The organism is Marinobacter salinisoli, from assembly GCF_017301335.1.
In the GTDB taxonomy this organism is placed as follows: domain Bacteria; phylum Pseudomonadota; class Gammaproteobacteria; order Pseudomonadales; family Oleiphilaceae; genus Marinobacter; species Marinobacter salinisoli.
In genome coordinates this window covers 2,121,912-2,141,572 of record NZ_CP071247.1, presented here as the reverse complement: position 1 = coordinate 2,141,572, position 19,661 = coordinate 2,121,912, and the positions used below count along the sequence as shown (strand labels likewise).

At 57.4% G+C, this 19,661-nt stretch carries 17 protein-coding genes; 4 read left to right on the top strand and 13 right to left on the bottom strand.

Features of this window, described 5'->3' with window-relative positions:
- Positions 1–46: 46 nt before the first annotated feature.
- The 4 genes from LPB19_RS09745 to LPB19_RS09730 form a co-directional block, all read right to left on the bottom strand.
- The gene (locus tag LPB19_RS09745) at positions 47–1,132 is read right to left on the bottom strand and encodes an amino acid ABC transporter permease (protein WP_206642730.1); all 1,086 of its coding nucleotides are present in this window, start codon (positions 1,130–1,132) and stop codon (positions 47–49) included.
- On the bottom strand, positions 1,132–2,331 hold the full coding sequence (locus LPB19_RS09740; protein ID WP_206642729.1) for an amino acid ABC transporter permease: 1,200 nt from the start codon (positions 2,329–2,331) through the stop codon (positions 1,132–1,134). Before LPB19_RS09740 ends, LPB19_RS09745 begins: the two co-directional genes overlap by 1 nt.
- A gap of 91 nt (positions 2,332–2,422) precedes the next feature.
- Complete coding sequence (locus LPB19_RS09735) at positions 2,423–3,448, bottom strand: amino acid ABC transporter substrate-binding protein (RefSeq protein ID WP_206642728.1); 1,026 nt, start codon at positions 3,446–3,448, stop codon at positions 2,423–2,425.
- Positions 3,449–3,713: 265 nt separating this feature from the next.
- Positions 3,714–4,589 (bottom strand): hypothetical protein, encoded by an 876-nt coding sequence (locus LPB19_RS09730; RefSeq protein ID WP_206645756.1) that lies wholly within the window; start codon positions 4,587–4,589, stop codon positions 3,714–3,716.
- 198 nt (positions 4,590–4,787) lie between these two features.
- Here LPB19_RS09730 and LPB19_RS09725 point away from each other — a divergent pair, with 198 nt between their 5' ends.
- Positions 4,788–5,831, top strand: a complete 1,044-nt coding sequence (locus LPB19_RS09725) for a 2-dehydropantoate 2-reductase (RefSeq protein ID WP_206642727.1) — start codon at positions 4,788–4,790, stop codon at positions 5,829–5,831.
- A gap of 21 nt (positions 5,832–5,852) precedes the next feature.
- Here the strand turns inward: LPB19_RS09725 and LPB19_RS09720 are convergent, their stop codons facing one another.
- Complete coding sequence (locus LPB19_RS09720) at positions 5,853–6,245, bottom strand: acyl-CoA thioesterase (RefSeq protein ID WP_206642726.1); 393 nt, start codon at positions 6,243–6,245, stop codon at positions 5,853–5,855.
- A gap of 260 nt (positions 6,246–6,505) precedes the next feature.
- On the opposite strand from LPB19_RS09720, the gene LPB19_RS09715 reads away from it, so the two are divergent.
- Complete coding sequence (locus LPB19_RS09715; RefSeq protein ID WP_206642725.1) at positions 6,506–8,281, top strand: sensor domain-containing diguanylate cyclase; 1,776 nt, start codon at positions 6,506–6,508, stop codon at positions 8,279–8,281.
- A gap of 6 nt (positions 8,282–8,287) precedes the next feature.
- Here the strand turns inward: LPB19_RS09715 and LPB19_RS09710 are convergent, their stop codons facing one another.
- A complete protein-coding gene (locus tag LPB19_RS09710) occupies positions 8,288–9,058 on the bottom strand; it encodes a ferredoxin--NADP reductase (RefSeq protein WP_206642724.1) in 771 nt (256 codons plus the stop codon).
- Between the two features lie 158 nt (positions 9,059–9,216).
- Between LPB19_RS09710 and LPB19_RS09705 the strand changes: the two genes are divergently transcribed.
- On the top strand, positions 9,217–10,098 hold the full coding sequence (locus tag LPB19_RS09705; RefSeq protein ID WP_206642723.1) for a LysR family transcriptional regulator: 882 nt from the start codon (positions 9,217–9,219) through the stop codon (positions 10,096–10,098).
- A 1-nt stretch (position 10,099) separates the two neighbouring features.
- Here the strand turns inward: LPB19_RS09705 and miaE are convergent, their stop codons facing one another.
- Entirely contained in the window at positions 10,100–10,705 is a 606-nt protein-coding gene (gene miaE, locus LPB19_RS09700) for a tRNA-(ms[2]io[6]A)-hydroxylase (protein ID WP_206642722.1), read from the bottom strand.
- Positions 10,706–10,900: 195 nt separating this feature from the next.
- On the opposite strand from miaE, the gene LPB19_RS09695 reads away from it, so the two are divergent.
- The gene (locus LPB19_RS09695; RefSeq protein WP_206642721.1) at positions 10,901–13,495 is read left to right on the top strand and encodes a bifunctional aconitate hydratase 2/2-methylisocitrate dehydratase; all 2,595 of its coding nucleotides are present in this window, start codon (positions 10,901–10,903) and stop codon (positions 13,493–13,495) included.
- A 59-nt stretch (positions 13,496–13,554) separates the two neighbouring features.
- Here the strand turns inward: LPB19_RS09695 and LPB19_RS09690 are convergent, their stop codons facing one another.
- The 6 genes from LPB19_RS09690 to LPB19_RS09665 all read right to left on the bottom strand — a co-directional run bounded on the left by LPB19_RS09690 (position 13,555) and on the right by LPB19_RS09665 (position 19,653).
- On the bottom strand, positions 13,555–14,301 hold the full coding sequence (locus LPB19_RS09690; RefSeq protein ID WP_206642720.1) for a sulfite exporter TauE/SafE family protein: 747 nt from the start codon (positions 14,299–14,301) through the stop codon (positions 13,555–13,557).
- A 142-nt stretch (positions 14,302–14,443) separates the two neighbouring features.
- Positions 14,444–15,937 (bottom strand): sodium/proline symporter PutP, encoded by a 1,494-nt coding sequence (gene putP, locus LPB19_RS09685; RefSeq protein WP_206642719.1) that lies wholly within the window; start codon positions 15,935–15,937, stop codon positions 14,444–14,446.
- A gap of 373 nt (positions 15,938–16,310) precedes the next feature.
- Entirely contained in the window at positions 16,311–17,090 is a 780-nt protein-coding gene (locus LPB19_RS09680; RefSeq protein WP_206642718.1) for an AraC family transcriptional regulator, read from the bottom strand.
- Positions 17,091–17,129: 39 nt separating this feature from the next.
- Entirely contained in the window at positions 17,130–17,765 is a 636-nt protein-coding gene (gene tmk, locus LPB19_RS09675) for a dTMP kinase (protein WP_206642717.1), read from the bottom strand.
- Positions 17,762–18,829 carry an endolytic transglycosylase MltG gene (gene mltG / locus LPB19_RS09670; RefSeq protein WP_206642716.1) on the bottom strand — a complete coding sequence of 356 codons (1,068 nt, stop codon included), beginning with the start codon at positions 18,827–18,829 and terminating at the stop codon, positions 17,762–17,764. The genes tmk and mltG overlap by 4 nt, the downstream gene beginning before the upstream one ends.
- Positions 18,830–18,834: 5 nt before the next feature.
- A complete protein-coding gene (locus tag LPB19_RS09665; protein WP_206642715.1) occupies positions 18,835–19,653 on the bottom strand; it encodes an aminotransferase class IV in 819 nt (272 codons plus the stop codon).
- Between the last annotated feature and the right edge of the window lie 8 nt (positions 19,654–19,661).

Below are 19,661 nucleotides of genomic sequence, written 5' to 3'. Positions count from 1 at the left end.
GCCTGAGCTTCAGGAGTTTGGGATTGTTCTGTCATTGGATTACCCATCAGGTTTTATGACCGGTGTCGAGTTTTCGTTCAAGATTCTGGCTGTAACGGGACATGCCGAAGCAGAAGACCCAGAAACAGAAAGCCACGAAGACATAACCCTCACTGGCGACGTTTTGCCACGCCGGGTCGGTGACCGTGGACTGGACCGTGCCCAGCACATCGAACAGGCCGATAATCAACACCAGTGTTGTGTCCTTGAACAGAGAAATAAAGGTATTCACGATGCCCGGAATAACCAGTTTCAGGGCTTGCGGCAAAATTACCAGCCCCATCTTCTTCCAGTATCCGAGACCCAGCGCGTCAGCCGCCTCGTACTGCCCTCGAGGTATAGCCTGCAGGCCACCACGGATCACTTCCGCCATGTAAGCAGACTGCCAGAGCGTGATACCAATCAGCGCACGGGACAGCTTTTCGAAGTTTACGCCCTCAGGCAGGAACAACGGCAGCATCACCGAAGCCATGAACAGAACGGTAATCAACGGAACCGCCCGCCAGACTTCGATAAACACCACACACAAGCCACGAATAATCGGCATTTCTGACCGGCGCCCCAGCGCCAGCAAGGTACCGATTGGCAGTGACGCCAGTATCCCGATGTAAGCCAGGATAAGGGTCAGCATCAACCCACCCCACTTGGTGCTCGGAACCTCTTCAAGGCCGAACGAACCGCCAGGGATCAGGAAGTAGCCAATCAGTGGCAAGCCGGTCATGCCGAAAATGCCAAGCCACTTGCGACCCGGGAAGCCCTCAATGAACTGGGGCACGAAGGCAATGGCCAGCAGTGCAAACATTACGTCCACACGCCATTGCAGCTCATCCGGGTAAAACCCGTAGATAAAGAAGTTCAGGCGCTGGCTGACGAACAGCCAACAGGCGCCGGCACCGGTGCAGTCGTCCGGCCCGCTGCCGGTGAAATTGGCCTCAAAGAAAAGCCAGTTCAGCAGCGGCCCCATGGAAGTCAACAGCACGTAGCCAATCACGGCGGTCAACAGGGTGTTGTACCAGGAGGAAAACAGATGCTCCCGCATCCAGGCGATCGGACCGAGAGTCTTCTTGGGTGGTTTCATCATTGCCTCAGCCATCATCGCTCCTTAATCGCCACAGCTCGGTTGTATATATTCATGAACAGGGAGATCAGCAGACTGATGGTGAGATAAACCGCCATGGTAATGGCAACGACCTCAACGGCCTGACCCGTCTGATTGAGGGTTGTCCCCATGAATACCGCGACCAGATCGGGATAACCGATGGCGGTTGCAAGCGAAGAGTTCTTGACCAGGTTCAGGTACTGACTGGTCAGCGGCGGAATGATCACACGCATGGCCTGGGGAATGACCACCAGACGCAGGGTCAGCCCGTTCGGCAAACCAAGCGCATGGGATGCCTCAGTCTGACCTTTACTCACGGACAAAATCCCTGAACGGACGATTTCAGCGATGAAGCTGGCCGTGTACAGAGACAGCGCAAGCCAAAGTGCCGCAAGTTCCGGAATGATGGTGATACCACCACGGAAGTTGAAGCCTTTCAGAGCCGGCACGTCCCATTCCAGCGGGCTTCCGGCCACGAAATAGGCCAACACGGGCAGCAGCACCAGGATAGAAACCCCAACTTTAAACGTGGGGAATATCTTGCCTGTGGCGAGCTGGCGCTTCTTGGCCCAGAGACGAAGGCCGATGACAGAGGCAATTGCGATCGCGATCGCACCCCACACCAGGCCGAAGCCGTCCTGCGTAACCGGATCGGGCACATAGAGGCCCCGGTTATTCAAAAAGGCGGATCCGCCTACCTCGATGCTCTGCCGGGGAGTCGGCAGCGCAGCCAGGACAGCGAAATACCAGAAAAAGATCTGCAGCAGCAGAGGAATGTTACGAATTACCTCGACGTACACCAGTGCAATCTTCGCCACCAGCCAGTTGCTGGACAAACGAGCGACGCCGATGATGAATCCGAGGATAGTCGCGGCAACCACACCCATTGCGGAAACAAGGAGGGTGTTGGTCAGACCGACCCAGAAGGTACGGCCGTAGGACATGGTGGCATCATAAGGCACCAGGCTCATGATAATGCCGAAACCGGCAGATTCTTCGAGGAATCCAAAACCGGTGCTGATTCCGCGGCTCTCCATGTTGGAAAGCGTGTTATCAACCAGCGTGTAACCACCCCAAAATACCAGGGCAATCGCTACGATCTGGAAGAAGATGGATCGAACCCTGGGATCATACCAAGGCTTTGGCCCAGCGGGCCTCGAATCATTTGATTGAGTAATTGTTTCAGTCTTCATGGGAGTTCCTGGAAAGCGTCCCTGCGGCTCACTACTCAGAGATAACAAAGGGCGCCCCCTCATGAGGAGCGCCCTACCGTGCTTTCAGGTTTTAGCGAACGGGGGGAGCGTACAGAACGCCGCCGTTGTTCCACAGGTTGTTAACGCCACGCTCAAGACCCAGCGGGGTGTCCGGACCTACGTTGCGGTCGTACATTTCACCGTAGTTACCTACGTGCTTGATCACCTCGTAGCCGAAGTCGTGTGCCAGCCCCAGCATCTCACCCAGGTTACCGTCTGAACCCAGCAGACGCTGGATGTTCGGGTTATCCGACTTCAGCATGTCGTCAACGTTTTCACTGGTAACGCCCAGCTCTTCCGCGTTGATCTGCACGTTCAGAACCCACTTAACGACGTTGAACCACTGGTCGTCACCCTGACGAACCACCGGGCCCAGCGGCTCTTTGGAGATGGTGTTCGGCAGGATTACCGCGGAGGCAGGATCGGCCAGCTTGGAGCGCAGAGCGGCCAACTGGGAACGGTCGGAGGTCAGCACGTCACAACGACCCGCAGAGAAGCCCTGTACGGTCTGCTCAGAGGTATCGAATACGATTGGCTTGAACTCCATGCCCTTGGCACGGAAGTAGTCAGACAGGTTCAGCTCGGTAGTGGTACCAGACTGAATACATACAGTGGCGCCGTCCAGCTCGGTTGCATCGGAAACACCGATGTCCTTGTTCACCATGAAGCCCTGACCGTCGTAGTAGTTTACGCCAGCAAAGTTCAGACCCAGGGAGGCGTCACGTGTCAAAGTCCAGGTAGTGTTCCGGGACAGTACGTCGATTTCGCCAGACTGCAGCGCGGTGAAACGCTCTTTGGCAGTCAGCGGAGTGAATTCTACGGATTTCGCATCGCCAAATATCGCGGCTGAAATTGCGCGGCAAGTATCGACATCAATGCCCGTCCAGTTACCATCTTCATCTGGCTGGGAAAAGCCTGGCAGACCGTTGGTCACGCCACACTGCAGATGACCTTTTTCCTTGACGTTCTCAAGGGTAGTCGCAGCCATCGCATTGCTCGCTGCAAACGTACCAGCGGCAAGCGCCATCCCCAGGGCAATCGATTTCGTTTTCTTCATTATTGGATCTCCAAACTTGAGTTTGTTTTGCGCCATCGCCCAAAGCAGATAGCGGGCCAAACTCTATAAGTTTATGATTATATTGATTTATTCTTATCAGTGCCGGTCTAAATCATTGCTCAGACTGGCACATCCGTACAATAACGCACTCATTCAGTGCGTTGTGCGGGGTACCATGCCTTGTTATGAGCCAAAATGAAAGACCACTTCTACAAGGTAGAACAAAATCGGGAATAAAAACCAGTTTTTTAGAATTCAGAGCTGGCTAGAACATCTTCGAAGGTTCCCGATAGGTCATCAGACGCTTGCGCCAGCCAGTTAGCCAGCGCTCTTTTTCGATGGACTTGGGCGCATTTTCCGCCCGGCGGGTGAGGACCTGGTCGGCAGCGTCACGAAATTGCACCAACGCGGGCAGGCTCTGATTCTGCTCTTCCATTGCCAGTAGTACCTGAAGCAGTCCCCAGCGTTGCCCTTTATATTGCTCGTCGGGAGACAACCCCTCCCCTTTGAAATTTACGTAGTCAATTACGGCGTAGAGACCGCCCGGTGTCGCAGCGAGGGCCTTCAGACGCGCCATCACAGAGCGCCGCTGACTTTCCGGCGCGCTTGCCACCACCGCAGCCAGTGACTGATCGGCGCGGGCGACAATAAACTCGGCCTGAAGCCCTTGCGTGCCGGCCAGGAACTCCCGCAGTTCGGCCACCTCGGGTGAGTCCTGCGCGGCCATAAACGCTTCCCGGGTCGGCCACGGCGCGTCGAACTCCTCCAGCCGGCGTAACCAGTCCGGAACCGAGGCCTGCCGTTGCTTCATGTATTGAATCAATGCTGGAAAGCTCTCAACGAAACGCTCATCCACGCCTTCCGGATACCAGATGAAATGCCCGATCCCAAGGGACGGGAAGCGCTCCCCCTCATTCCAGTGCACGAGGCACTTCAACTGCCCCGCACATTCGTTCTGAAAAATCTGGGCGCCAATCCAGTCCATCTGATTCGCCTCGAGATCAATGGAAAGTTCTAGTGCATCGACATCCAGTCCCGCCCCGGATTGGTGCGCGCCGAGATTCACCTCCCCCTCACCTTCCGAGTCGCACCCGGCCACCGCCAAGACGATCAGAAACAAAACTACCAAACGACGGAACATTGCCACGCCAACTACCTCCTTTTGGAATCAGGGGACTGAAACTCCTGAAAATTCACCTGCATTGGGAATGCGTCAAGTATGGGTCAACAAGTAATGAATAAAAGGCTGATTTGACTTACAAAATGGACAGAAACGGCACCTACGTATCAGAATCAGGTTGTGCAACTGCCACCCACAACCACAACGGACCTTACGCTCATGGCCACTGAAGCCCCCGAAAGCTCACCGAAATCCCCGCGAATCCTGGTATTCGGAGCCGGCAGCGTGGGCTGTTATGTCGGTGGCCGGTTGATGTCAGCGGGCGCGGACGTTGTCATGGTGGGGCGCGCCCGTTTGCGCAAAGTTTTTGACGAATCACCGCTGGTGCTCACAGACTACGAAGGCTTTCACTTCGAAACCCGATTGGCGCCGGATACCTTTACTGAGGATCCTGCAGCGGCTGCAGACGCCGACCTGGTTTTGATCACAGTGAAATCGGCCGCCACCGCAGAAGCTGCCGAACACCTGGCCAAATACCTGCGCCCGGGCACACCGGTCGTCAGCCTGCAAAATGGCATCTCAAACGCTGAGACACTTCGAACCAGGCTACCTCAAACCCGGGTGTTAGCCGGGATGATTCCGTTCAACGTGCTACAGAAAAGCCCCGGAAACTTCCACCACGGCACCGAGGGCCACCTGGTGGCGGAACAGCACCCCGGGCTCGAGCCCTTCCTTCCCGCATTCGAGCGCTGCGGGTTGCCATTCGAACTACGGGAGGACATGACCGCGGTCATGTGGTCCAAGCTGCTGCTCAACCTCAACAATCCCATCAACGCCCTGTCCAACGTGCCATTGCTGGAAGAGTTGTCAGACCGTAATTACCGGCTCTGCCTGGCGCTGGCGCAACAGGAAACACTGGGATTACTGAAACAGGCCGGAATACCCACCGTGCAGCTGACCGCCATTCCGACGCCGCTGATCCCCAAAGTCATGAGCCTGCCGAACTGGCTTTTTAAACGGCTGGCCCAGAAGATGCTCGCGATCGACCCCATTGCCCGTTCCTCCATGTGGGAGGATCTTGAGGCCGGCCGTCCTACCGAAGTGGACTGGATTAACGGAGAAGTCGTGCAACTGGCCTTGAGCCAGAATCGCAAGGCACCCGTGAACCAGCGCCTGACCGAGCTGGTGCACGATTGCGAACAGTCACGGCGACGCTGGGCGGGCGACGAATTGCTGGCCGAATTGCGCTCTGCCAGCAAGTAACAGGAAGACGGCCGCCCGCCGTCAGTCAATCAGTTGCTGGGCAAGCTTTTCGCGTATGTCAGCAGGGATCGGCAGCGCCTGTTCATTGGCGTAATCGAAATGAATCAACACTGCAGTTCCACGGGCGACCTGCTTTCCACCCTGCCAGGCTTCCTGAACCACGTGGAATGACGAGTTCCCGATCTTGCCCACGCCCGTGCGAACCTCAACCGGCATGTTCCAGTAACTCTGGGCGAGCAGATCCACCTCGATCCGGGCGATGATCAGCGGCCAGGTTTTCACGTCCAGACTGGGATGAAAGATCTGAAAAATGGGTTTTCGGGCTTGCTCGAACCACACGGGGAAAGCGGTATTACTGATATGCCCCAGCGCATCGGTATCGCAGAAACGAGGCTCTATCTCGAGTTTGAACATCAGGGCTCTCCAATCGTTGAAAGCGCCCAATCATACACGTCCGATGCACCGGAAAAACTAAGACTTCCCGCTGCCAGCGCGCCGGAAAATTAAAAACATTGTGTAATTTTTGTTTCAGGCGTGACGCGAAAGGCGAAAACTGGATTAGGATATCGGCTCTAATATCCGCGGTAGTCTGGGCCTAAGGCCTTCAAATGACATGTAAGACACGATCTGGCTGTACGTTTTTTACTTGCTTGCTGCTTCTGGCAACCCTCGTTATGGCGCCTTGGCTCCATGCCGAAGACGCGGTGATCGAGCAGCCGGACTTTGGCTCTCTCGAGCTCGGCATCCACGGCGAGTTTCTGGAAGACCCTTCCGGAACGCTCAAGATTGAGTCGCTTCACCGGGCCTCGCAGCCCTGGGAACCATTAGGCTCAGCCCACCTGAACGCCCGCTTCTCATCCGGTTCGCTCTGGCTCAGAGCCAGCCTTATCAACCAGAGTGACGATCGCCTGTCCACCGTACTCGATTCGGGCAGCGCACTGGCGGATTACATGGACATCCATGTCGTCCGCAATGACGAGACCACCGAAACAGTTCTGTCTGGCGATCGCCGGCCTTTTCACGACCGGCCAATCAATACCCGCACCGTGACCCTGCCTCTTGACCTCAAGCCGGGAGAACGTGTCACCGTCTATATGCGCCAGTCCAACTACGATGGCCTGCACGAAACCCTTACCCCAACACTCTGGGCGGCCGAAACCTATGACGCCGAGCTGCAAAAAGACGGACTGGTATTCGGTTTTCTGTACGGAACCCTGGGCGCACTGCTGCTTTACAACCTGTTCCTCGCGTTTTCCACCCGGCAACGAGGATTTGTACGATATGCGCTACTGGTTGCCTGCATTCTGGGCTGGAGTTTTATTTTTCGGGGTTACGCCTTCCAGTACCTCTGGCCGGACGCGCCGGACCTGAACAATCAGATGCTGGCGATCTTTGCCCTCGCAGGCCACGCCGCATTCGGTCTGTTTGCCATCGAGTACATGAACATCCGGCGGCTGGCGCCCCGATGGATGTACCTCGCCAATTGCATCCCGGTGCTTCTCAATACATTGCTGATACTGTTTCCGTTACTGGGTTTCTACGCCGTCAGTTTTGCCAGCTGGTTCCTTGTCGGCGCCCTCACCCAGATCACGGTAGCAGCAACCGGCATCCGGCTGATCAAACGGGGATCCCGGCCGGCCGCCTACTTTATGCTGGCGTTCGGAGCGCTTGGAGCAGGCATTGCCATCTACTACCTGCATCTCGCCGGCTGGCTTGAGGCAAACCTTCTGACTCAGTACGGCATACAGGTCGGCGCAAGCCTGCAAGTACTGCTGCTTAGCCTCGGCCTGGCTGACCAGATGAACACCCTCAGAGCCGACAAACTGAAAGCTGAGCAGGCGGCACGCGCGGCCCAGCTGGCACTGAACTCGAAGCTCACGGAAGAAGTAAAACGGCGGACGCTGGAGCTGGAGGAGCTGAACCAAAAACTGAGAGAACTGTCGATCACAGACGAACTGACCGGCTGCTTCAATCGCCGTCATTTTAATCAGGTGTTCGAGGAGGAGCTGACCCACCACTTGCGACAGGCCCTACCGCTGGCGTTCTGCATAATCGACATAGACAACTTCAAAGCCTACAACGACGCCCTCGGACACCCTGCAGGCGATCAAGTGCTACAGCGAGTCGTCCGCTGTCTGCAGGAAAACCTCAAAAGAAGACAGGATCGTTTGTTCCGGCTAGGCGGGGAAGAGTTTGGTGTACTGCTCCATATGGACCAACCGGTTGAAAAGGCGGTGCCGTTTATCGAGCAATTGCGAAGAGCCATAGCCGACCTCGGCCTGCCCCACCCGGGCAACCCCGATGGCGTGGTAACCGCCAGCTTCGGTCTCGTTCTGCGCAGACCCGGCTCTGCAATTACCACGTCGGAGGATATCTATGCCCGTGCGGATAGCCTTCTGTACCACGCCAAATCCGAGGGTCGGAACCGGGTTGTTTACGCCATTGAATGAGCCGACTTACTGCTCAACGAACGCCCGCTCGATCACGTAGTGACCCATGTCGCCACCGCGGGCTTCTTTGAAGCCCATGTTGTTGAGAATGGCGCAGGTGTCTTTGAGCATGCTCGGGCTGCCACAGATCATGAATCGGTCTGTATCCAGGTTGAACTCGGGCAAACCGAGATCCCGGGTGATCTTGCCGCTCTCCATGGCGTCAGTCAGGCGGCCTTCGGTGCGGAAGGGTTCCCGGGTCACCGTCGGGTAATACAGCAGCTTGCCGTCGACCATCTCACCAAAGAACTCATTGCGTGGCAGCTCCTCGATTTCCTGCTGATACGCCAGTTCGGAGACATACCGGACGCCGTGAGTCAGGATGACCTTATCAAAAGCCTCGTAGACATCCGGATCTTTGATGATACTCATGAACGGGGCCAATCCGGTGCCGGTGCTGATCAGCCACAGGTTTTTACCCGGGAGAAGGTTATCCAGAACCAACGTCCCCGTCGGCTTACGACTCACCAGGATTTCATCACCCACCTGGATTTTCTGCAGGCGCGACGTCAGGGGGCCATCCGGGACCTTGATGGAGAAGAACTCGAGCTCCTCTTCATAGTTCGCGCTGGCAATACTGTAAGCGCGCATCAGCGGCTTACCGTCAGTCTCCAGGCCAATCATCACAAAGTGGCCGTTCTTGAACCGGAAACCGGGATCCCGACTGGTTTTGAAACTGAACAGGGTGTCGTTCCAGTGATGTACGCTGGTGACGGTTTCTTTCATCAGGTTGCTCATGTAAGCCCCTTGCCTGTCCGGATCGCTTGTTGCGAAAGAGTGGTAACTTTGAATTGCTTAAAGTTTAACGCACCGCTAACCTATCCATAAAATGGGATATTCACATAACCTTATTCGCTTTTATCGATATAAGGTGCTTTCGGATCAATAGGCGCTTCATGAGATACAGCTTTCGGCAACTGGAGGTCTTCCTGGCTGCCGCACACTTCCAGAATATCACCCGGGCTGCGGAATCTCTGGCAATGTCCCAATCAGCGGCCAGCAGCGCCCTGAAGGAGCTGGAGAATCAGTTTGATATTCAACTGTTTGACCGGGTGGGCAAGCGCCTCCAGCTCAACGAGCTGGGGCGCCTTTACCGCCCCAAAGTGGAGGCGGTGCTGGCGCAGGCAACCGAGCTGGAGCAAGCGTTCAGCAAGCACTCCGAAGTCGGCGCCCTGAAGGTGGGCGCCACTCTCACCATTGGCAACTATCTGGCTGTGGGGGTAATGGCCCAGTATATGAACACCCCCACGCACCCAAAGGTATCGCTGGAAGTGGCCAACACCCGAACGATTGCGCAGAGGGTCAGCGATTTCGAGCTCGACATCGGTCTGATCGAGGGCGAACTTCACGCCTCGGAACTGGAAGTACTGCCCTGGCGCGACGATGAGCTGGTGATCTTCTGCTCCCCTGCCCACCCCTTGGCCAGCAAAGGGACACTGACCGACGACGACCTGCGTCAGGCGACCTGGATCATGCGGGAACAGGGTTCCGGAACGCGTCAGAGCTTCGAGCGCGGCATGCACGGGTTGCTGTCAGACCTGAACATCCTCTTGGAGCTCGAGCATACCGAAGCCATCAAACGGGCGGTGGAAACCAACCTGGGCATTGGCTGTCTGTCGCGAGTTGTTCTCGAAGACGCCTTCAAACGCGGCAGCCTGATCGAGCTGACGGCACCGGAACATCGCCACTTTGACCGGCAGTTCTATTTCATACTCCACAAACAGAAATACCGCAGCGCCGGCATTGATGCCTGGATGGAGCTCTGCCGCCAGCTCTGACCTAATTCACCGGCCCACTGTGGAAACGGAATTCCGCATCCGGTTCAGTAATCAGACGCTGCTCAATGGCCAGGAACTCGGCCACACGATCGTCGACAGCTGCCCTGTTGGCCTGCTCCGCGAGTTTGAGGTAATCCTGGTAATGACGCGCCTCTGACTTGAGCAGGCTGTTGTAAAAATCCGCCAGTTTTTCATCCAGATGCGGGGCCAGCGCGGCAAAGCGCTCGCAAGAACGTGCCTCGATGATCGCCCCGACGATCAAGACATCCACCAGACGACCGGGATCCTCACTCCGAACCAGCTGCCTCAAACCAGCCGCATAACGGGCAGGCGTGAGATGGTCATAGGTGACTCCGCGCGTCTTCATGATCGCCAGCACTTGTTCGAAATGGCGCAATTCTTCCCGGGCCAGTCTGGACATCTTGTTCAGCAGGTCCGTGTTATCCACATAGCGGTACATCAGGCTGAGCGCCGTTGATGCGGCTTTCTTCTCACAGTGAGCGTGATCGATAAGAAGCAGGTCCTGATGGGCCAGCGCGTTCTCGATCCATTGCTGCGGCGTCCTGCAGGGCAGAAAGTCGTGAATCTCTTGCAGTGCGGTGTTCATGGTCATTCCCGGGCGATCTAACAGGGTGCCGGATTATAACGCACATAGCAGAGGAGTCCGACCGCTGTCCAACTTAACTTTATAAGGGGTTTCCTATAGAATGCGGCGCCAGTTTACGGCTTTTCTGCCATATAAACTCCCGCCAGGCATGGCTGCCGCGAATGCGGGACATTTCAACTGATGAGGGTCCAAATCGTGTTAGAAGCATATCGTGAACACGTTGCCGAACGTGAAGCCTTGGGTATTCCTCCCAAGCCCCTGAATGCGGAACAGACTGCCGCTCTGGTTGAGCTGCTGAAGAACCCGCCCGCAGGCGAAGAGGAAACCCTGGTTTACCTTCTCGAAAACCGTATCCCGCCGGGCGTAGACGAAGCGGCTTACGTAAAAGCAGCTTTCCTGACCGCCATCGTTAAAGGCGAAGCCACCTCTCCTCTGGTGGACAAGCAGAAAGCGGTTGAGCTTCTGGGCATGATGCAGGGCGGCTACAACATCGCCACTCTGGTTGACCTGCTGGACGACGCCGACCTGGCCGAACTGGCCGGCAAGCAGCTGAAGAAAACCCTGCTGATGTTTGACGCCTTCAACGATGTGAAGGACAAGATGGACGCCGGCAACGCCGTAGCCAAGTCCGTGATGGAGTCCTGGGCCAACGCCGAGTGGTTCACGAACAAGAAAGCTGTGCCTGAAAGCATGAAGATGGTCGTGTTCAAGGTCACTGGCGAAACCAACACCGACGACCTGTCCCCGGCTCCGGATGCCTGGTCCCGCCCGGACATCCCGCTGCACGCCCGCGCCATGTACAAGATGGAGCGTGACGGCCTGACCCCGGAAGAGCAAGGCGTCACCGGCCCGATCAAGCAGATCGAAGAAATCCAGTCCAAGGGCCTGCCGGTTGCCTTCGTGGGTGACGTTGTAGGTACCGGTTCTTCCCGTAAGTCCGGCACCAACTCCGTACTGTGGTACTTCGGTGAAGATATCCCGGGCGTGCCCAACAAGCGTGCCGGCGGTGTCTGTATCGGTAACAAGGTTGCCCCGATCTTCTTCAACACCATGGAAGACGCCGGCGCCCTGGTATTCGAAGCCCCCGTCGACGATATGAACATGGGCGATGTAATCGAAATCCGTCCATACGACGGCAAGATCCTGAACGAAGCCGGTGAAACTATCTCCGAGTTCTCCTTCAAGTCCGAAGTCATCCTGGACGAAGTTCAGGCTGGTGGCCGTATCCCGCTGATCATCGGTCGTGGCCTGACCAACAAGGCCCGCGAAGCACTGGGTCTGGGCGCGACTGACACCTTCCGTCTGCCGAAGGATCCGGAAGCTGGCACCAAGGGCTTCACCCTGGCCCAGAAGATGGTTGGTAAAGCCTGCGGCCTGGAAGAAGACCAGGGCGTTCGTCCGGGCACCTACTGCGAGCCTGAGATGACCACCGTGGGTTCCCAGGACACCACTGGCCCGATGACCCGTGACGAGCTGAAAGACCTGGCCTGCCTGGGCTTCCAGTCTGACCTGGTCATGCAGTCTTTCTGTCACACCGCCGCCTATCCGAAGCCGGTTGACGTTGAAATGCAGCACACCATGCCGGACTTCATCCAGACCCGCGGCGGTGTTGCCCTGCGTCCGGGTGACGGCATCATCCACTCCTGGCTGAACCGTATGCTGCTGCCGGACACCGTGGGTACCGGTGGTGACTCCCACACCCGCTTCCCGATGGGTATCTCCTTCCCGGCCGGCTCTGGCCTGGTTGCCTTCGCAGCCGCCACTGGCGTTATGCCGCTGGATATGCCGGAATCCGTTCTGGTTCGTTTCAAGGGCGAAATGCAGCCGGGCATCACCCTGCGTGACCTGGTACACGCGATCCCGCTGTACGGCATCAAGCAGGGCATGCTGACCGTTGAGAAGAAAGGCAAGATCAACGAGTTCTCTGGCCGCATCCTGGAAATCGAAGGCCTTGAGCACCTGACCGTTGAGCAGGCGTTCGAGCTGTCTGACGCGTCCGCTGAGCGCTCTGCGGCCGGTTGTACCATCAACCTGTCGGAAGAGTCCGTGGCCGAGTACCTGCGTTCCAACATCACCATGCTGCGCTGGATGATTGCCGAAGGTTACGGCGATCCGCGCACTCTGGAGCGTCGCGCCCAGAAGATGGAAGAGTGGCTGAAGGATCCGAAGCTGATGCGTGCCGACAAGGACGCAGAATACGCTCACGTGATCGAAATCGACCTGGCCGACATCAAAGAGCCGATCGTGTGCTGCCCGAACGATCCGGACGACGCCAAGTTCCTGTCCGAAGTGGCTGGCGACAAGGTCGACGAAGTGTTCATCGGCTCCTGCATGACCAACATCGGTCACTTCCGTGCCGCGGGCAAGCTGCTGGAGCAGCACAAGGGCGCCCTGAGCACCCGTCTGTGGATGTCTCCGCCTACCAAGATGGACCAGGCGCAGCTGATGGAAGAGGGTTACTTCAACACCTACGGCACCGCCGGTGTTCGCACCGAGATGCCGGGCTGCTCACTGTGCATGGGTAACCAGGCACGTGTGGCGCCGAAGTCGACCGTTCTGTCCACCTCCACCCGTAACTTCCCGAACCGTCTGGGCGATGGTGCCAACGTGTACCTGACCTCTGCCGAACTGGCTGCGGTAGGCGCAGTACTGGGTAAGCTGCCGAGCCCGGCAGAGTACATGGAGTACGCGAAGGACCTGAACAGCATGTCGAAAGAGATCTACAAGTATCTCAACTTCGACCAGATGGAGGAATACACCAAGAAGGCGGCTGAAGCCACTGTCGCTTAAGCTCCTTCCGGGTTAAACCTCGAAAACGCCAGCCTCCGGGCTGGCGTTTTTTTATGGCCTCAGTACAGCAGTAGTCTGAGCAGAATCAACGACACCATCAGCAGCGTCAGATACTTTACCCACTGTGCACCCTGCTCGCTAAGATTCACTTTCACCGCCACGTAAGCCCCCGTGACATTACCGGCGGCGAGCGTCAGACCCACCAACCACCGCACCTGCCCGTTTACGGCAAACACCAGCAGGGCGACGGACGTGAACAACAACACTATGGTCACCTTCAGCACGTTCACCTGGGGCAGGTCCACTTTCAGCATGTGGTACAGCACCACAATGAACAAGACCCCGACCCCCACCTGTATGAAACCGCCATACAACCCCACCACAAACATGGCGAGGTAAATCGCCGGCCCCAGACGTTCGGGAGTCAGCGGACGAGTGTCCAGCTTTGGCTGAGGCAGCAGCATAAAGACCGACGCCCCCACCATCGCCATAACAAGCACCAGCTCAAACACCGCATCAGGCACACCGGTGGCAATCCAGGCACCGATAACGGCGCCGAGCACCGCCGGTATCGACAACAACCCACTGACCACCAGATTGCCATGCCCCATGCGATAGAAACTGCCGACGGCAGTGATGCTCTGCAATGTGATCGCAACACGATTGGTACCATTGGCCACCTGCGGGGGTAACCCCAGGAACATCAGCATGGGCAGCGTCAGCATGGAGCCTCCGGCCGACAGCACGTTAATAAATCCCGCTATACCACCGATGAACAATAACGCCAGAACTTCGTTTAACGTCACCTGGACACATCCTCGAAAAGGCGCTGAACGCGCTCACCACTCGTAAACGGCCTCTCGTCTGAGGCGCCGAACAAAAAAAGGGCTCCACTAAGGAGCCCTTTTCAAAACGGAACGCCGATCAGCGACCGGCGCCTGACCCGTTTTAGGGAAGGTTATGATAGCGGGCCTTAATGGCCTTATCGAAGCCTTCCAGGATCTTCGCATGCGGCTCATCACCAAATTTGGAGACAACCACGATAGCGATGGTAGCGAACAGGAAGCCCGGGATGATCTCATACAGATCAAGGATACCGCCGGACATATTGCCCCAGATCACCACGGTCGCACCACCGATAATGATCCCGGCCAACGCGCCGTTACGGGTCATGCCACGCCAGAACAGGGACAGGATCAGCGCCGGACCGAAGGCGGCACCAAAGCCGGCCCAGGCGTAGGACACCAGTTCCAGCACCTTGCTGTCCGGGTTCAGGCCGAGAATACAAGCCACGATCGCAATACCCACTACCGCAAGGCGACCGACCCATACCAGCTCTTCCTGAGACGCTTCCTTGCGGAACAGCGCCTTGTAGAAATCTTCCGCCAGAGCCGACGAAGATACCAGCAACTGGGAATCCGCAGTACTCATGATCGCTGCCAGAATAGCTGCCAGCAGAACCCCTGCAATCACCGGGTGGAACAGGGCGTCCACCAGCAGCATGAAGGCACGTTCGCCGTCTTCAAGCGGGGTTTCGAAGTAGCCGATGGCGGCAAAACCACACAGCAACGCACCCAGCAGACCCAGACCACTCCAGGTTACGGCGATACGACGCGCCGTCGGAACGTCGTCTTCGCTGCGAATCGCCTTGAAGCGCGCCAGAATGTGCGGCTGACCGAAGTAACCAAGACCCCAGCCCAGCAGGGACAGGATAGCCAGAACACCCAGCGCGTTGCCGTCGGTGTCGGTCCAGGCACTCAGGAACTCGGGGTTCTTGGCCTCCATCGCCGCGGTTGTCGCGGCCCAGCCACCATCGGCGTTGATCGCCATGATGGGCACCAGAAGCAATGCTGCGAACATCAGCAAACCCTGGATTACGTCGGTCCAGGTCACCGCGAGGAAGCCGCCGAAGAAGGTGTAGGAAACCACGGCGATGGTGCCCACAATGACTGCCACGGTGTAATCCAGACCGAAGACCGTTTCAAACAGCTTGCCACCTGCAACCAGGCCGGAGCTGGTATAGAACAGGAAGAAAAGCAGGATAAAGAACGCGCAGACCACCCGCAGGATGCGGCTGGTATCGTGGAAGCGGTTCTCGAAATAGGACGGCAGGGTCAGCGAATCACCCGCTGCCAGCGAGTAAGTGCGCAGACGGCTCGCTACGAACAGCCAGTTCAGCCAGGTACCTGCCAGCAGGCCCACGGCAATCCAGATGGCTTCGTAACCGGCAGCGTATGCGTAGCCCGGAAGGCCAAGCAACAACCAGCCACTCATGTCGGACGCGCCGGCACTGATTGCCGACGGCATGGGACCAAGACTCCGGCCACCAAGAATATAATCCGACAGGTTTGACGTGCGTTTCCACGCCACATAACCCACACCCAGCATCAGCAGGATGTAGGCTATAAAGGTGATACTTATTCCAACACTGTTTCCAATCATTTTGATTATCTCCCCATGCGCTAGTCTGGGTTGGGTTTTTGTTGGCGTTTAGAGGGCTCTCCGCCTGCACCCTGCGAACAGGATGAGAGGGACAACCTGAAACCAGCCACCGGTAAAACCAGGCGCAAGACGCCGGGATTTTTCCACGTCCATGTTCACTGTGACTGACTGTCCACGGTCAGAGGCGACACACAGCCAGCCTCAACTGCCTGCCCGGATTCTTTCCTGAGCCCAAACCGGGCAAGGCATGACACACACCGGGTCATCCTGACATGCTCAGGATCGACTAACTTATTACTACTGCAAAACAACGGCTTACAAATTCCTACGATTCTTTTGCAAATTCATCCAGAAAACCTGAAACCTTGTCAAATCAGGCTACTTTTTCACCAAATCGTAATTTTGTCGGGGTTATACCCCTGTGTTTGCGCAGAGCATTGGTGAGCGCGCTATGGGATGAAAATCCCGTGCGGTAACTGACTTCCGAAACGGAAAGAGATGAAGAGGCCAGCAGTTTGCAAGCCTGGTCGAGGCGAGTCTGCAACAGGAACTGGTACGGGGTCACACCGGTGACCTCCCGGAAAATTTCATGAAAGCGACTTACGCTGAGACACGCCACGCTCGCAAGATCACTGACGGTGATCTTGTGGTGTAGATTGTCGAGGATGTACCGGCGAATGATGCCCGGATGCAGCACGTTACGATTACTCGTGACGTCTCGTTCCTCCTGCAGGCGATCGGCCATGCAGTGCAGGATACCCGCGGCCAGGTGGCGCTGCATGGGCGCGTTGTCCGGAGACCGGTCGAACTCTCCGGCGACGAACTGAACCAACCCCTGCATCTTGCTGTCCATTGCCAGGGTTCGGGGTTTTTCAAAGAGTGGAGCAAGACGATCATAGTCGCCGTGAGCCGGGGAACTGAGCTCAGGCAAGGAGGGATCAAGGTTGATAACCAGGACATGGTTGCGGTCGTCACCACAATAATCATGAGTGGCTTCGGTGGGCACCATGCACGCATTCCAGTTATCCAGACGCGCATCGGTTCCCTCAACAGTCAGGTCAGCCGTCCCCTGTACGCCCACAACCACCTGATGATGCTGGTGGTTGTGCTGGTGAGCAGCGACCGGCAGTTTGAGCAGTTGAGCATCCAGCATAAATGTCGCATCACCCTAAATCCCGAGAATATGGGGAAATTAAAGCAGATTAGAGTGAAACTTGCACATCAGGGCCCGGATCTGCTCCGAAACGTTTTCCAGCGAGTCGACCGCATTCACCACATGATATCGGCGCGGGTCAGTGTTCGCCCGCTGCAAATAACAATCCCGGATTCGCTGGAAAAACGACACAGCCTCCTGCTCGAACCGGTCCAGCTCACCGCGGTTCTTCGCCCTCGCCATTCCGGTTTCCACCGGTGCGTCGAGCAGCACCACGTGGTCCGGACGAATCTCGCCCTGAACCAGTGTTTCCAGCTGGGCGATGCGGTCTTCACTTACGCCGCGGCCACCGCCCTGATAAGCAAAGGTTGCGTCTGTGAAGCGATCGCACAGCACCCATTGCCCGCGCGCCAGCGCCGGCAATATCCGCGTGTGCAGATGCTGGGCCCGGGCCGCAAACATCAGAAGCAGCTCGGTGGTTTCGTTCACCGATTCCTCACGAGGCGTCAGCAGAAGCTCCCGGATGGACTCCGCCATTGGGGTGCCGCCGGGCTCCCGCGTCTGGATGAAGTCGACACCCAGGGAAGCCAGGGTGTCAGCAGCGGTGGCCAGCTGGGTCGACTTGCCAACGCCTTCGGTTCCCTCGAAGGTAATGAACAGACCGCGCTGAGTCATCCGGCGCCCCCATTTCCACCGTCGGCTTCCTGCACCGGCGGTGAAGAACGGTAATCCTTGCGGCGATTGAGCTGGTATTCCCGCACGGCTTTCTGGTGCTCATTCAGGGTTTTGGAGAACTTGTGAGTACCGTCGCCACGGGCCACGAAATACAGCGCCTCGCCTTCAGCCGGATTGAGCGCCGCATGAATCGCGCCCCGGCCCGGCAGGGCAATCGGCGTCGGCGGAAGCCCGTTGATGCGGTAGGTGTTATACGGCGTGTACTCGCGCAGATCGCGGCTTCTGATCCGGCCATCGTACTTATCCCCCATGCCGTAGATCACGGTTGGGTCCGTCTGCAGGCGCATGCCCTTTTGCAGACGCCGGACAAACACGCCCGCCACCTGATCCCGCTCATAAGGCACACCGGTTTCGCGCTCCACAATGGAGGCCATGATCAGAGCCTCGTAAGCCGAATCGTAAGGCAATCCTTCTTCCCGAGCCGCCCACTCCTTCGCCAGCACGTCTGACATGGTGTCAAAGGCGCGCTGGAGCAGATCAAGATCCGATTCGGAGCTGGTAAACAGATAGGTATCCGGGAAGAAGCGGCCTTCTGGGTGCTCACCTTCAGCTCCCACTGCCTCCATGATCTGCTCATCCGTCCAGTCCGTGGTTTCTTTTTTCAGGCGCTCGTGGCTGGCCAGTGCCGCACGCATGTCCGCGAAGGTCCACCCTTCAATAAACTGGACCGCCCACTGTTTGGTATCGCCGGCCACCATGGCCGACAGCATCTCCCGGGGTGTCATGCCAGAGGTGAATTCATACTCACCGGCCTTGATCTGCGCCTGATCGGGGTTCAGTCGTCCGTGTACCCGCAACCAGAGCCCCCGCTCTATCAACCCCTCACTCTCGAGCTTGCGGGCAACCTGAACAAACGCAGCGCCTTTGGGAACGTTGAACAGAACCGGCTCGTCGAGAACGACGGGCTGTTCGAGTGTGTTTAACCCCTGTGATAGCCACAGGCCGGTTCCGGTTACGGCAAGAATGACCGCACTGACTAAGCCAATAAGTAACTTCTTAAACAAAAGATTTATTCCAGTAATTCGTTGAGGTCGAAGATTGTCGCAAGTCCGCTATATACAGGCAACTCGTGGTCTGCGACGCCGCGCACCGGTACCACTCCCAGCACGCTGTTGAGCAAAAACAGGCCGCGGCAATCCGGGCCAACCACGTCGGACACAGCCAGCGGGCGCTCGGCCACCGTCTCACCCCGACTGCGAAGCTGCTCCAGAAGCCATTCACGCAAGACTCCGGCGACCGCCAGTGACGTGCGCGGGGGCGTCACCCAGCCCTGATCAAACCGTACAAGAAGGTTGGTTCGGGTCCCTTCCACCAGCTGCCCTTCACTATCGAGCATGAGCATTTCAAACCGATCATCGGTGAGATCCCGGGCGGCCATCACCTGCTCAAGACGATTCAGGGATTTAATGCCCGCCAACAGCGGGTTCACCGTCAGCTTCACGGGTGAAAAGTCCGCCCAGACACCCTCGGGCGAAGGAATCGGCGGGAGACCGGATGCCGCAACCAGAAGATTGGGTTGTGCCGTGGGTTCAGGGCGGTAGCCCCGCCCTCCGGTGCCTCGGGTGAGGGTCAGTTTGAGCACCCAGCCCTGATCATCAGGACCGGCTCCAAACCGGTCTGCGGCTTGTCGGCAGACCGAGATAAGTTCTTGACGGGTAACCGGTATAGCCAGGCGGCCGGCATCTCTGACCATACGCTCGACATGGCGCCCGAGCAGTACGCCTTGCCGACCTTTCATGCGGATCGTTTCGAACAGGCCATCACCGTAGGCAAGCCCACGATCACCGGCGGGCAGACCGGATTCGTCTGCCCAGTAAAGCTTGAGCATCGGAGGGG

What these genes read in the sequence shown, in the direction of transcription:
- LPB19_RS09745 (WP_206642730.1), bottom strand. Translation starts at nt 1,132, where the DNA reads ATGGCTGAGGCAATGATGAAACCACCCAAGAAGACTCTCGGTCCGATC.
- LPB19_RS09740 (WP_206642729.1), bottom strand. Translation starts at nt 2,331, where the DNA reads ATGAAGACTGAAACAATTACTCAATCAAATGATTCGAGGCCCGCTGGG.
- LPB19_RS09735 (WP_206642728.1), bottom strand. Translation starts at nt 3,448, where the DNA reads ATGAAGAAAACGAAATCGATTGCCCTGGGGATGGCGCTTGCCGCTGGT.
- LPB19_RS09730 (WP_206645756.1), bottom strand. Translation starts at nt 4,589, where the DNA reads ATGTTCCGTCGTTTGGTAGTTTTGTTTCTGATCGTCTTGGCGGTGGCC.
- LPB19_RS09725 (WP_206642727.1), top strand. Translation starts at nt 4,788, where the DNA reads ATGGCCACTGAAGCCCCCGAAAGCTCACCGAAATCCCCGCGAATCCTG.
- LPB19_RS09720 (WP_206642726.1), bottom strand. Translation starts at nt 6,245, where the DNA reads ATGTTCAAACTCGAGATAGAGCCTCGTTTCTGCGATACCGATGCGCTG.
- LPB19_RS09715 (WP_206642725.1), top strand. Translation starts at nt 6,506, where the DNA reads ATGGCGCCTTGGCTCCATGCCGAAGACGCGGTGATCGAGCAGCCGGAC.
- LPB19_RS09710 (WP_206642724.1), bottom strand. Translation starts at nt 9,058, where the DNA reads ATGAGCAACCTGATGAAAGAAACCGTCACCAGCGTACATCACTGGAAC.
- LPB19_RS09705 (WP_206642723.1), top strand. Translation starts at nt 9,217, where the DNA reads ATGAGATACAGCTTTCGGCAACTGGAGGTCTTCCTGGCTGCCGCACAC.
- miaE (WP_206642722.1), bottom strand. Translation starts at nt 10,705, where the DNA reads ATGAACACCGCACTGCAAGAGATTCACGACTTTCTGCCCTGCAGGACG.
- putP (WP_206642719.1), bottom strand. Translation starts at nt 15,937, where the DNA reads ATGATTGGAAACAGTGTTGGAATAAGTATCACCTTTATAGCCTACATC.
- LPB19_RS09680 (WP_206642718.1), bottom strand. Translation starts at nt 17,090, where the DNA reads ATGCTGGATGCTCAACTGCTCAAACTGCCGGTCGCTGCTCACCAGCAC.
- tmk (WP_206642717.1), bottom strand. Translation starts at nt 17,765, where the DNA reads ATGACTCAGCGCGGTCTGTTCATTACCTTCGAGGGAACCGAAGGCGTT.
- LPB19_RS09665 (WP_206642715.1), bottom strand. Translation starts at nt 19,653, where the DNA reads ATGCTCAAGCTTTACTGGGCAGACGAATCCGGTCTGCCCGCCGGTGAT.